A 12,680-nucleotide genomic window follows, 5' to 3' on the forward strand; every position below is an offset into this window, starting at 1 on the left:
ATGAGCTTTCTGCGCCCCAAGTACATCACCTTCGACTGCTACGGCACGCTGACCAACTTCCAGATGGGCCCCCTGACGCGCGAGCTGTTCGCCGACCGCGTTGCCCCTGAGCAGATGGATCAGTTCGTCAAGGATTTCACCGCGTATCGCCTGGACCAGGTGATGGGTGACTGGCGTCCTTACGATGAAATTCTCGATACCGCCATGTCGCGCCTGTGCAAGCGTTGGGGCATCGAATATCGCGGCGAAGGCCAGCTTTACTACAACGCCGTGCCGACCTGGGGTCCGCATCCCGACGTGACGGCCGGCCTGGCGAAAATCGCCGACAAGATCCCCCTGGTGATTTTCTCCAATGCCATGGACGAACAGATCATGTCCAACGTCGACAAGCTGGGCGTGCCTTTCCACAAGGTCTTCACCGCCCAGCAGGCCCAGGCTTACAAGCCGCGCCTGCAAGCCTTCGAGTACATGCTCGACAACCTTGGCTGCGGTCCGGAGGACGTGATGCACGTGTCCTCGAGCTTCCGCTACGACCTGATGCCGGCCGAAGACATGAAGATCAAGAACAAGGCCTTCGTCGCCCGTGGCCACGAGCAGCCGGGTAACGCTTGCTACAACTATCGGCAGATCGCCGACATCGGCGGCTTGGCCGGCCTGGTCGGTCTCTGATCCACAAGGGTCGCTCTTCACGGCACAAGGGGTTGGATATGCACAGTGAATCCTACTGGCTCGATACCGCACCGGTGTTCACCGGAGCTCAGACTGGAGCGCTGCCAGCGCGGGTCGATGTTGTCGTCGTCGGCGGCGGTTTCACCGGTCTGTCAGCGGCCCGAACGCTTGCCCTGAAGGGGGCGAGCGTGGCGGTGCTGGAAGCGGGGCGGGTGGTCGGTGAGGCCTCCGGGCGCAACGGTGGCCACTGCAACACCGGGGTCGCCCAGGACTACAGCGGCCTCGTCGCCAGTCTCGGTGCCGACAAGGCGCGGGCCTATTACCAGGCCTACGAAAGTGCGGTGCAGAGCGTGGTCACGCTGGTCGAGCAGGAACAGATCGCCTGCGACTTTAGGCGTAGCGGCAAGCTCAAGCTGGCCGCCAAGCCCCAGCATTACGAAGGTCTGGCGCGAACCTGCGAATTGATTCGCCGCGAGGTCGATGCCGAAGTCGAGCTGCTATCCGCCGAACAAGCCCGCGCCGAAGTCGACTCGGCTGAGTTCCATGGCGGCCTGCTGCAGCGTAACGGCGTGCAGATGCACGTCGGGCGCTTCGGTGTCGGCCTGGCCGAAGCGGCGGCGCGGCACGGCGCGCTGATCTACCAGCAGACCACCGTTCAGGGCTGGAAGGCCGAGGCCGGTGGCTATCGGGTCGATACCAGTCGGGGCAGCCTGCAGGCCGGGCAAATTCTGATGGCGACCGGCGCCAGTCAACATGGCGGCCTGGGTTGGTATCGGCGGCGGATAGTGCCGGTGGGCAGCTTCATCATTGCCACCGAAGTGCTGCCCAAGGAGCTGATCGACCGCCTGCTGCCGCAACAGCGCTCGTACGTCACCAGCCGCATGATCGGCAACTACTTCCGGGTGACCCCGGACAATCGTCTGCTGTTCGGTGGTCGGGCCCGCTTCGCTATGTCCGGAGGAAGCTCCGATGCGAAGAGCGGCAAGGTGCTGCAGGCGGCGATGGCGCAGATGTTTCCGCAATTGGCCCAGGTGAAAGTCGACTACTGCTGGGGCGGCTTGGTGGACATGACCTCGGACCGCCTGCCCCGCGCCGGCCAGCATGGCGGGGTGTACCACTCTATGGGCTATAGCGGCCATGGGGTGCAGATGTCGGTGCATATGGGCCAGGTCATGGCCGAGGTGATGGACGGAAAAGTCGAAGCCAACCCCTGGCGGGAATTGAGCTGGCCGGCCATCCCCGGGCACTTCGGTAAGCCCTGGTTCCTGCCGATGGTAGGCGCGTATTACCGGCTGCAGGACTACCTACACTGAATTTATGCAGTTGTTTCACGTTGTAAGTATGGAGTTGCTTCACGTTGCAAGAACGCTTCGCCAATGCGCGAGCACCCGAGCCTTATCATTTTCGAGAGGAAGAACTGATATGACTGACAATAAAAACAAAATCGACTCCCAGCTGATCACAGGTCAAGAAAGCCTGCGGGTTTTCGAGGGGCTCAACCGGGGCATGTCGCGCCGTGATGCACTGCGCATGTTGGGGCTGGCCGGGGTGGCCGTCGCGGGCGCCGGCAGCCTGTTCGGCTCGGCCGGCCAAGTGTTCGCCGCAACCTCCGCAAGCACGGGCAAAGCCAAGCGGGGTGGCCGTATCAAGGTCGCCACTGCGACCAGCTCGACCGCCGATACGCTGGACCCGGCGAAGGGTGGTAATTACACCGACTACTGTCGTCACAACATGTTCTATAACGGCTTGGCGGTTCTGGACGCGCAACTCGCGCCACGTATGGCCCTGGCGGAGTCGTTCGATACCGCCGATGCGATCTCCTGGACCATCAAGCTGCGCAAGGACGTCGTATTCCACGATGGCAAGCCATTCACCTCGGCCGACGTCGTCTATTCGTTGACTCGCCACAAGTTGCCGGAGACTGGCTCCAAGGTGCTGACCATCGCGCAGCAGTTCGAGGAGGTGAAGGCCGCTGGGCCGCATGAGGTGCAGATCCGCTTGGCCAGCCCGAACGCCGACCTGCCGGCCATCCTCGCTACTACGCACTTCCTCATCGTGCGTGACGGCACCACCGATTTTGCTATTGCCAACGGCACCGGGCCTTTCAAGTGTGCGGAATTCCAGCCAGGCGTGCGCTCGATTGCCGCGCGCAACGCCAGCTACTGGAAGCCGGGCCTGCCCTACCTCGACGAAATCGAGTTCTTCTCGATCCCGGACGAGGCCGCTCGTATCAGTGCCCTGCTCGCCGGTGACGTGGACCTGATCAACCCGATCAATCCGCGTTCGGTTTCGCGCATCCAGGACAGTGCCAACGTAGCGTTGATGGAGACCCCGACCGGTGGCTATACCAACCTGATCATGCGTGATGATCTGGGCCCGGTGCAGAACCCGGATTTCGTCCTGGCGATGAAGCATCTGCTCGATCGCAAACAGATCAATCGGGCTGCCTTCCGTGGCTTCGGCAATATTGCCAACGACCAACCGATCGCTCCTGGCAATCGTTACTATTTCGCCGGTCTGCCACAACGTGAGTACGATCCGGAAAAGGCCAAGTTTCACCTGCAGAAATCCGGCATGGCCGGACGTTCCCTGCCTATCGTGGCTTCCGAAGCAGCTACCGGCTCGCTGGACATCGCCCAGTTGCTGCAGCTCTCGGGACAGCAGATCGGGCTCAAGCTCGATATCAAACGGATGCCGGCGGACGGCTACTGGTCCAATCACTGGATGAAACATCCGCTGGGCTTCGGCAACATCGGTGCGCGTCCGACCGCCGACCTGATGTTCAGCCTGTTCTACCAGTCGGATGCCAGCAACAACGAATCGGGTTGGAAGAACCAACAGTTCGACCAGTTGCTGGTTGCCGCGCGTGGTGAGACCGACGAGGCCAAACGCAAGCAGATGTATGCCGATATGCAGGTACTGGTGCATGAACACTGCGGTATCGGTATTCCGCAATTCAACAGCAGCCTCGATGGCCACAACACCAAGTTGAAAGGACTTACCCCTCATCCACTCGGTGGGTTGATGGGCTACATGTTCGCCGAGCACGTCTGGCTGGATGCCTGAGCGATTGGTGCAACGATAGCTCGATAACCAAGGCGTCGTCTGCGGGTCATGCAGGCGGCGCTACTAAGTAAAGGGATCAATTATGAACAGCACTATTGCACGCCTGGTTGTGGGTCGGTTGGCTGTAGGCGTGCTTACGCTGCTTATCGTATCGCTCGTGGTGTTTTTCCTCACCAGCCTGCTACCGGGGGACGCGGTCCAGGAACAGCTCGGGCAAGAGGCAACTCCGGAAGCGTTGGCGGCGCTACGCGCGCAGTTGGGCCTGGATCTACCCGTGCACCTGCGTTATTTGAACTGGCTGGGCGGGCTGATCACCGGCAATCCTGGCATTTCCCTGGTCAACGGCATGCCGGTCGACGACATGATCGCCAGCCGGCTGCCCAATACCCTGCGCCTGGCAGCGGTCACCGCGCTGGTCTCGGTGCCGCTGGCGCTGACCATAGGTATTCTGTCGGCGATGTACCGCGGCTCAATCTTTGACCGTTACAGCAACATGCTGGCGGTGTTCGCCGTCTCCGTGCCGGAGTTCCTGATTGCCACCATTGCGGTACTGATCTTCGCGGTCAATCTGGGCTGGCTGTCGGCGCTGTCGCGCAACGTCGAGGTCGAATCGCTCGGCGAACTGGTTCGCGTCTATGCGTTGCCGGTGCTGACGCTGTGCTGCGTACTGACGGCGCAGATGGCGCGCATGACCCGGGCTGCCGTGATCGATCAGCTCAGCGCCTCCTATGTCGAAATGGCGATACTCAAAGGGGCACGACCGATCCGGGTGGTGCTTCGTCATGCGCTGCCCAATGCGATCGGGCCAATCGCCAACGCCGTGGCGCTGAGCCTGTCGTACCTGCTGGGCGGCGTCGTCATCGTCGAGTCGATCTTCAACTATCCGGGCGTCGCGACGCTGATGGTAAACGGTGTGGTCACGCGTGACATGCCGCTGATACAGGCGTGCGTGATGTTGTTTAGCCTGGGTTTTCTGGTGCTGGTGCTGCTGGCTGACCTCTGTGCGATTCTATCCAACCCGAGGCTGCGCAAATGAAACCGAACAGTATTTCACCTAAAACGAGCCTTGGGAGCGGCAAGGATAACGTGCTGAAGCAGGATGGACCGAACGAGCCGGTGCGAACAGGCCGGCGCCGGCTCTCGCTGTCTGTCGGCGGCGTCATCGGTCTGCTGATCGTGATCTTCTGGGCGCTGATGGCCGTCGCCGGGCCCCTGTTCGCGCCCTACGATGCCAACGCCATGGTCAGCGACGGTTACTTCGGCCCGCTCAGCCTGCAGTTTCCCTTGGGTACGGACTACCTGGGGCGGGATATTCTCAGCCGCTTATTGCACGGCGCGCCCTACACCATCGGTGTGGCGTTGCTGGCAACAGCACTTGCCTGCACGGCTGGCGTAGTACTGGCGCTGGTGGCGGCCGCTTCCGGTGGCTGGATCGATGCACTCATAAGCCGTACCCAGGATGCGCTGATCGCGATCCCGAACAAGATTTTTGCCCTGCTGATGGTGGCGTCGTTCGGCTCCTCGGTGCCGCTGTTGTTGCTGATGGCCGCATTCGCCTATATGCCGGGCTCCTTCCGTATTGCGCGTGCGGTCGCGGTGAACGTCATGACCATGGACTTTGTCCGGGTTGCGCGTACCCGCGGCGAAGCCATGCCCTACATCATCTTCATCGAAGTGCTGCCGAACATGCTGCGCCCGGTGATGACCGACTTTGGCCTGCGCTTCGTTTATGTGGTGCTGCTGCTCAGCGCCATGAGTTTCCTTGGGCTGGGCGTGCAGCCGCCGGACGCCGACTGGGGCTCGCTGGTGCGAGAAAACATCGAGGGCCTTTGGGCGGGTGCCCCGGCCGTGCTGGCACCGGCGGTCGCCATCGCCACCCTGACCATGGGGGTCAACCTGCTCATCGACAGCTTCGGCGGGCGATCCAAGCGCGAGACGGAGAAGTGAGATGAACGAAATCGTCAAGGTAAGCGGCCTGCGCGTAGCCGCGCGTAACGAAGAGGGTATCGATGTACCGATCGTGCACGGTGCCGATTTCAGCCTGAACAAAGGCGAAGTACTGGCGCTGATCGGCGAGTCCGGTTCCGGCAAGAGCACCATAGCGCTGTCGCTGATGGGCTATGCCCGCTCGGGTTGCCGTATCGTCGGCGGCTCGGTGCGGGTCGGCGATGTCGACGTGCTGAAACTGTCGAATGCCCAGCTGGCAAAGCTGCGCGGGCGCACCGTGGCTTATATCGCGCAGAGCGCGGCCGCGGCATTCAATCCGTCCAAGAGCATCATGGATCAGGTGATCGAAAGCGCGCTGATCCACGGCGTTCTGTCGCGCAAGCAGGCGCAGGCCAAGGCCGTCGAGCTGTTCCGCGAGCTGGCGCTGCCGGAGCCCGAACGCATCGGCGCGCGCTATCCGCACCAGGTCTCGGGTGGGCAGTTGCAGCGGCTGATGGCGGCGATGGCGCTGATCACCGATCCGGCACTGGTGATCCTCGACGAACCGACCACGGCGTTGGATGTCACGACCCAGATCGAAGTGCTGCGGGCGTTCAAGAAGGTGGTCCGTGAACGCGGTACCACGGCGATTTACGTCTCCCACGACCTGGCGGTGGTGGCGCAGATGGCCGACCGTATCGTCGTGCTGCGCGACGGCCAGATCCAGGAAAACAACCCTACCGAACAGATCCTGGCAGCGCCAGAACATCCCTATACCCGCAGCCTGCTGGCCGCGATAAGGCCGGCGGCGCGCCAGGGTGCGGGCGATCAAGAGGCAGCTTCGGCGGAAGAGGATGTGCTGCTCGACATCCACGGTCTGGAGATTTGCTACGGCACCAAGAAGGTACTGCAGGATGTCGATCTGAAGATCCGACGCGGTGCGGCGGTCGGTGTGATCGGCGAGTCGGGATCGGGGAAAACCACCCTGGCGCAGGCCATCGCCGGCCTGGCGCCAACCTCGGCCGGACATATCCTGCTCGACGGCCAGCCGCTCAGCAGGACGCTGGCCGGGCGTACCCGCGAGCAGTTCCGCCGCGTTCAGTTCGTCTTCCAGAACGCCGATACGGCGCTGAACCCACGGCACAGCATCGAACAGATCCTCGGCCGCCCGCTGCGTTTCTATCACGGCATGAAGGGTGCGCAGCAGCAGCGTCGGGTGGCCGAGTTGCTGGAGTTGGTACAGTTGCCGGCCAGCCTTGCGCAACGCCGGCCCGGCGAGTTGTCCGGTGGCCAGAAGCAACGCGTCAACCTGGCGCGGGCGCTGGCGGCGGAGCCGGATCTGATCCTCTGTGACGAAGTGACCTCGGCGCTGGATACGGTGGTGGGCGCGGCGATCCTCGAACTGTTGCGCGACCTGCGCCGCGAACTGGGAGTCTCCTACCTGTTCATCAGCCATGACATCTCCACCGTACGTGCGCTGTGCGATGACATCGTGGTGATGTACAGCGGCCACAAGGTCGAGGCCGGCGATCAGCAGGCGTTCGTCCAGGCGCCGTTCCATCCCTACACCAACCTGTTGACCAATTCGGTGCCGGAGCTGCGCCAGGGCTGGCTGGAAAACTGCGGGGCCGCTAAAGGCTGGCTGCCGCCGATCGGCGAGCCGGCCAGCGACGCGCATCTCTGCCCGTTCCTCGATCGCTGCCCGGTGCGCATCGACGGGGTGTGCAATCGCAGTGCACCACCGCGCCACAATATTGCCGGCGGTAGTGAGATTCTCTGTCATCACACCGGTGCCGATCTGCTCAAGGCGCAGGACGGTGTGAACAGCATGAAGCTAGTGGGTAGCTGGGCATGAATGCGCGTTTCGTACGCTTGGCCGAGCGTGAGCGGCCAACGGTCAGGCTGCTGGTCGATGGCGAGCCCTTCGAGGCATTGCAGGGCGACACCCTGATGGTTGCGTTATTGACCCGAGTGTCGGCGCTGCGCCAGTCGGAATTCGACCCGGGCCGACGCGCCGGCTTCTGCCTAATGGGCGCCTGTCAGGACTGCTGGGTCTGGACCCGTAGCGGCGAGCGTCTGCGCGCGTGTTCCAACGAAGTCCGCGAGGGGCTGGATATAGTCACCAAGCAACCGGAGGCGGTATGGCCACTGCGCGGCTGAAAAATCTGCAGAAGGACAGCTTGCGGGTGGTGATTGTCGGTGCCGGTCCAGCAGGCACCCGCTGCGCCGAGACCCTGGTGGCAGCTGGAATCAGGCCGATTCTGCTGGATGAGAACCGCCGCGATGGCGGGCAGATCTATCGCCGCCAGCCCGAGGGTTTCACCCGCGACTACGCCACCCTGTACGGTAGCGAGGCGGAGAAGGCCAGGGCGCTGCACCAGAGCTTCGACCGCCTGCGCGAGCAGATCGATTACCGGCCGGACACCCTGGTGTGGAGCCTGACGCCGGGCCAGCTGTGCTGCGTCAGCCAGGGCAAGCACACGAGCGTCGCTTACGATGCGCTGATTCTCTGCACCGGGGCCACCGATCGGCTGATGCCGATCGAGGGTTGGCAGCTGGCAGGCACTTACAGCCTGGGCGGGGCGCAGATAGCGCTGAAGGCGCAGGCGGTGTCGATCGGCCGTAAGGTGGTGTTCCTGGGCAGCGGGCCGCTGCTGTATCTGGTCGCCAGCCAGTACCTCAAGGCCGGCGCCACGGTGGCCGCGGTGCTGGATACTTCGCCGCTGCGCAAGCGCATCGCGGCCTTGCCAAAGCTGCTCGCCCGACCCGGACTGCTGTTCACCGGGATGAAACTGCTGGCGCAGCTCCACCTCGCCAGGGTTCCCGTCCATTTGGGCGTCGAACCGCTGCAGGTGTTGGGCGATGCGACCAGCGGCGTCAGCGCGGTGCGTGTGCGCACCAGCCACGGCGACAGCCTGGAGTTCGACTGCGATGCAGTCGCGTTGGGCTATCACCTGCGTCCGGAAACCCAGCTGGCCGACCTCGCCGGTTGCCGTATGCGTTTCCATGAGGTGTCGCAGCAGTGGGTGCTGGATACCGATGAAGAAGGGCGCACTTCGGTCAGTGGCGTGTACGCCGCTGGCGATGGCACGCGGATCCGTGGCGCCGATGCGGCGGAACATGCCGGGCGCCTGGTTGCGCTGGCCCTGTTGCAGGATCTGCAACAACCGGTGCATGGCGAGGCGCTCGCCTTGCAGCGTCGCGTCCTGACGGTGATGGACAAGTTCAGTAGTGGGCTCTATCAGGCGTTTCCCTGGCCGGCAGCGCAGGCCAAGGCCTTGGCGGACGAGGCGATCGTTTGCCGTTGCGAGATGATCACGGCTGGCGAGTTGCGCTCCGTGGTCCGCGAGAAGGGCGCCTGCGAGGTCAATCGCGCCAAGGCCTTCAGCCGGGTCGGCATGGGCCGCTGCCAGGGTCGCTACTGCTCCCAGGCCGGCGCCGAGGTGATCGCCGCGGCGGCTGGCGTCGCGGTCGAGTTGGTCGGCCGTCAGCGCGGTCAGGCGCCGGTCAAGCCGCTGTCGATGCTGACCGAGGAAATCAAGCTAGTCGATGAGGTGCCGCTGTGAGCGTGGAACAAACCGATGTACTGATAGTCGGCGGTGGCCTGATGGGCGCGGCTTCGGCATTCTTCCTGCGTCAGCGCGGCAAGTCGGTGATCCTCCTCGAGCGCGACATGATCGGCCAGTACGCCAGCGGGGTGAACTTCGGCAACGTGCGCCGCCAGGGCCGTTTCCTCGGCCAGCTGGAGCTGGCCAACCGCTCCTTCGCGCTGTGGAAGCGCCTGCCGCAACTGATCGACGACGACCTCGAATTCATTGCCAGCGGGCACATGCGCGTGTGCTACCGCGAGGACGAGATCGCCGAGCTGGAGGCCTATGCCGCGGCGCCCGAGGCGCGCGAGCTGGACCTGCGCATCTTCAGCGGGCGCGAGCTGCACCAGCGCTTCCCGTTTTTAGGGCCCGAGGTCAAGGGTGGCTCCTATGCGCCGCACGATGGTCACGCCAACCCGCGTCTCGCCGCACCGGCCTTCGCCCGCGCCGCGCGCCGCGCCGGTGCGATCATCGAGGAGCGCTGCGAGGTGACTGGCGTAGAGAAGGTCGGCGGGCAGTTCCGGGTGAGTACCAGCGACGGCCGCGAGTACCGCGCCGAGCAGTTGCTGATCACCGCCGGCGCCTGGGGCGAGACGCTCTCCGCGCAGTTCGCCGAGCCAGTGCCGCTGGTCAGCAAGGGCCCGCAGATGTCGGTCACCGAGCCGGTGCCCTATGCACTGAAGACGGTGATCGGCGTGTATACCAAACACCCCGAGGAAGTGCTGTATTTCCGGCAGATTCCGCGCGGCAACATCATCATCGGCGGCTGTAACCACAGCAAGCCGGACATGCTCAACCGCCGCGCCCATTTCGAGCCGCAGAGCTTGCTCAAGCAATTGCAACAGATGCGCCGGCTGGTGCCGCACATGGCCAACCTGAACATCATCCGCACCTGGAGCGGCATCGAAAGCTATCTGCCGGACTCCCTGCCGGTGATGGGCCCCAGTAGCACGGTCGATGGCCTGTATTACGCCTTCGGCTTCAGCGGCCATGGTTTCCAGCTGGGGCCGGGAGTAGGGGACGTGATGGCCGAGCTGATCAGTACCGGCAGCACCAGCACCGCCATCGAACCCTTTCATATCCGTCGGTTCGCCACCTCATTCATGCAGCGGAGCAAGGCCTCGTGAAACCCCGTGTCCTGGAGATATTCAAACGGCTGATCGCCTTCGACACCGTCTCTTCGGAGTCGAACCTGGCGTTGATCGAGTATGTGCGCGAGCTGCTGCTGAGCAAGGGCATCGAGTCCTTGATCGTCAAGGACGAGAGCGGGCGCAAGGCCAATCTGTTCGCCAGCACCGGCCCGCGCGAGGTGCCGGGGATCCTGCTGTCCGGGCACACCGACGTGGTGCCCGCGGCGGGCCAGGCCTGGAGCGTGCCGGCGTTCCAGGCGACGCTGAAGGACGGGCGGCTCTACGGCCGCGGCAGTTGCGACATGAAAGGCTTTATCGCCCTGGCGATCGACGCCATGCTCGAGGCCGCCGACGCCTCGTTGAGCCGGCCGTTGCAACTGGCGCTGTCGCATGACGAGGAAATCGGCTGCGTCGGTGTGCGCCGCCTGCTCGACGTGTTGCACCTGGCGCCGTTGCGGCCGTTCCTGTGCATCGTCGGCGAGCCGACCGAGATGCAGTTCGTCCTCGGCCACAAGGGCAAGGGTTCCTACCGCGCCTTCTGCCATGGCCAGGAAGCGCACTCGTCCCTGGCGCCGCGCTCGGTCAACGCCATACATGTGGCCTGCGATTTTATCGCCGCGCTACGCCAGAGCCAGCAGCGCTTGCAGGAGCAGGGCGCGCAGGATGCGGATTACGACGTGCCCTACAGCACCGTGCATGTCGGGCAAATCGTCGGCGGCAAGGCCCTGAACATAGTGCCGAACCTGTGCAGCCTGGATTTCGAAGTGCGCAACCTGCCGGCCGACGACCTCGATCAGTTTCTCGATCAGATGCGTGAACGGGCCGAGACAATCGTGCGCGAGGCCAAGCGCTTGTCCAGCGTCGCCGCTATCGAGATCGAGACCCTGAACGTCTACCCCGGCCTCGATACCCACCCCAGCGTGGAAGCCGTGCGCCTGCTGAAGAACTTCGCCCCGGCGGATACCGGCAGCGCGAAAGTATCCTTCGGTACCGAGGGCGGCCTGTTCAGCCAGCGCCTGAATGTACCCGTGGTGGTCTGCGGGCCGGGCTCCATTCAACAGGCGCATAAGCCCGACGAATTCATCGAAGTCAGCCAGCTGGACGCCGGCGAGCGCTTTCTCGAGGGGTTGCTGGGTTCCTTGAAGCTGTAGCGCCAGCGTTCCGGCCCTTGCGCATAGGCGAGGGCCGTCTTCCATCCTCACCGTTAGCCATGGGGCCATTGACGGCCGTGAGACTTCTCGCCCGAAAAAAGCCGAAAACAATAACCGTAAAAGCGGGACTGCCGAGCCTCCTCGCGCGTCCTGACAACACGCTGGGAGTCCTTCCATGAAAGCGCTCGAACGTATTTCCTTCTCCGGTAAGTTCGTCTTGCTCGGGGTATTGGCCCTCGCCCTGGTCGTCGTGCCGACCATCCTCTATGTGCTGGGTGCGCTCAATAGTGGACGTCAGGCCGAGCGCGAACTGCGTGGTATTGCGCCGGTGCAGGCGTTGTTGGACGTGGTTGCGCTGACCCAGCAGCATCGCGCTCTGGCCACCATTGTTCTCGGCGGCGACAGCAGTCTGCAGCAGGCCCGCCTGGCCAAGCAGGCCGAGCTGCAGCGTAGCTTCGAGGCCTGCGAGCAGACGCTGCGCGCGGCCGAGGTCGAAGCGGATCTATTGACCGCTTTGCAGCAGGTGCGCGAGCAATGGCGCGCACTGTTCGAAGAGATCGGCCAGGGCAGCATCAAGGCCAGGCAGAGCATGCAACGGCATACGCAACTGATCGCGTCCAGCCTGCTGATCGAGGATGCCTTGCTCGATCATTTCGAGCTGTCTCGGGATCCGCTTCTGCAAACCTCTGCATTGATGACCGCTGCGCTGATCGAGCTGCCGCAAACCACCGAGTTGTTCGGCCAGTTGCGCGGCTTCGGTGCCCTGTATCTGGTGCAGGGGCGAATTCTGCCGGAGCAACAGGGTGCCTTGATGGGGCTGACCGCCCAGGCGCTCGCCAGCTTCGAGCGAATGAGCCGGGCGTTCGCCAAGGCCGCTGCCGCCGACCCGGCAATCGCCTCCATGCTAGAGCAACCGTTGGCGGCGTTGCGCGAGCAGACCCGGCAGGCCCTGGCAGTGACCGACCAGCACTTGGTATCGGTCACCGAGATGGATTTTTCCGCTGGCGGTGCCGGCTTGAAGTTGAGCTACCCGGTGGCGGACTACCTGGCCGCTTATAATCGGCCGATCGATGCCATGCACGCGCTTGTCGAATCCGCACTGGCGCTGCTCGAGCAGAGGCTGGGCGAGCGTCGTGACCGGCACCGGC

11 protein-coding genes are annotated in these 12,680 nt (G+C 63.7%); all 11 read left to right on the top strand.

Annotation, left to right across the window (positions count from 1 at the left end; translation table 11 throughout):
• Positions 1 to 669 (top strand): haloacid dehalogenase type II (locus tag ABZF37_RS11180; protein ID WP_372719908.1); only part of this gene is annotated, 669 nt, incomplete at its 5' end.
• 38 nt (positions 670 to 707) lie between these two features.
• Entirely contained in the window at positions 708 to 1,982 is a 1,275-nt protein-coding gene (locus ABZF37_RS11185) for an NAD(P)/FAD-dependent oxidoreductase (RefSeq protein WP_372719910.1), read from the top strand.
• Between the two features lie 109 nt (positions 1,983 to 2,091).
• Positions 2,092 to 3,735: an ABC transporter substrate-binding protein gene (locus ABZF37_RS11190; protein ID WP_372719928.1), complete on the top strand. Its 1,644-nt coding sequence runs from the start codon at positions 2,092 to 2,094 to the stop codon at positions 3,733 to 3,735.
• 82 nt (positions 3,736 to 3,817) lie between these two features.
• A complete protein-coding gene (locus tag ABZF37_RS11195; protein WP_372719912.1) occupies positions 3,818 to 4,771 on the top strand; it encodes an ABC transporter permease in 954 nt (317 codons plus the stop codon).
• On the top strand, positions 4,768 to 5,682 hold the full coding sequence (locus ABZF37_RS11200; RefSeq protein WP_372719914.1) for an ABC transporter permease: 915 nt from the start codon (positions 4,768 to 4,770) through the stop codon (positions 5,680 to 5,682). The genes ABZF37_RS11195 and ABZF37_RS11200 overlap by 4 nt, the downstream gene beginning before the upstream one ends.
• Before the next feature lies 1 nt (position 5,683).
• Positions 5,684 to 7,516 carry an ABC transporter ATP-binding protein gene (locus tag ABZF37_RS11205; protein ID WP_372719916.1) on the top strand — a complete coding sequence of 611 codons (1,833 nt, stop codon included), beginning with the start codon at positions 5,684 to 5,686 and terminating at the stop codon, positions 7,514 to 7,516.
• Positions 7,513 to 7,821, top strand: a complete 309-nt coding sequence (locus ABZF37_RS11210) for a (2Fe-2S)-binding protein (RefSeq protein WP_372719918.1) — start codon at positions 7,513 to 7,515, stop codon at positions 7,819 to 7,821. Before ABZF37_RS11205 ends, ABZF37_RS11210 begins: the two co-directional genes overlap by 4 nt.
• Positions 7,803 to 9,227 (top strand): FAD-dependent oxidoreductase, encoded by a 1,425-nt coding sequence (locus ABZF37_RS11215; protein WP_372719920.1) that lies wholly within the window; start codon positions 7,803 to 7,805, stop codon positions 9,225 to 9,227. Before ABZF37_RS11210 ends, ABZF37_RS11215 begins: the two co-directional genes overlap by 19 nt.
• Positions 9,224 to 10,378 (top strand): NAD(P)/FAD-dependent oxidoreductase, encoded by a 1,155-nt coding sequence (locus ABZF37_RS11220; protein WP_372719922.1) that lies wholly within the window; start codon positions 9,224 to 9,226, stop codon positions 10,376 to 10,378. The genes ABZF37_RS11215 and ABZF37_RS11220 overlap by 4 nt, the downstream gene beginning before the upstream one ends.
• Positions 10,375 to 11,532 (top strand): acetylornithine deacetylase, encoded by a 1,158-nt coding sequence (gene argE, locus ABZF37_RS11225; protein WP_372719924.1) that lies wholly within the window; start codon positions 10,375 to 10,377, stop codon positions 11,530 to 11,532. The genes ABZF37_RS11220 and argE overlap by 4 nt, the downstream gene beginning before the upstream one ends.
• A gap of 175 nt (positions 11,533 to 11,707) precedes the next feature.
• On the top strand, positions 11,708 to 12,680 hold a 973-nt coding region (locus tag ABZF37_RS11230; protein ID WP_372719926.1), incomplete at its 3' end, for a nitrate- and nitrite sensing domain-containing protein.

The organism is Immundisolibacter sp. (assembly GCF_041601295.1).
Lineage (GTDB): Bacteria > Pseudomonadota > Gammaproteobacteria > Immundisolibacterales > Immundisolibacteraceae > Immundisolibacter.

Bases quoted from the DNA above. Each gene is read 5' to 3' on its own strand.
- ABZF37_RS11185 (WP_372719910.1), top strand. From the start codon at position 708: ATGCACAGTGAATCCTACTGGCTCGATACCGCACCGGTGTTCACCGGA.
- ABZF37_RS11190 (WP_372719928.1), top strand. From the start codon at position 2,092: ATGACTGACAATAAAAACAAAATCGACTCCCAGCTGATCACAGGTCAA.
- ABZF37_RS11195 (WP_372719912.1), top strand. From the start codon at position 3,818: ATGAACAGCACTATTGCACGCCTGGTTGTGGGTCGGTTGGCTGTAGGC.
- ABZF37_RS11200 (WP_372719914.1), top strand. From the start codon at position 4,768: ATGAAACCGAACAGTATTTCACCTAAAACGAGCCTTGGGAGCGGCAAG.
- ABZF37_RS11205 (WP_372719916.1), top strand. From the start codon at position 5,684: ATGAACGAAATCGTCAAGGTAAGCGGCCTGCGCGTAGCCGCGCGTAAC.
- ABZF37_RS11210 (WP_372719918.1), top strand. From the start codon at position 7,513: ATGAATGCGCGTTTCGTACGCTTGGCCGAGCGTGAGCGGCCAACGGTC.
- ABZF37_RS11215 (WP_372719920.1), top strand. From the start codon at position 7,803: ATGGCCACTGCGCGGCTGAAAAATCTGCAGAAGGACAGCTTGCGGGTG.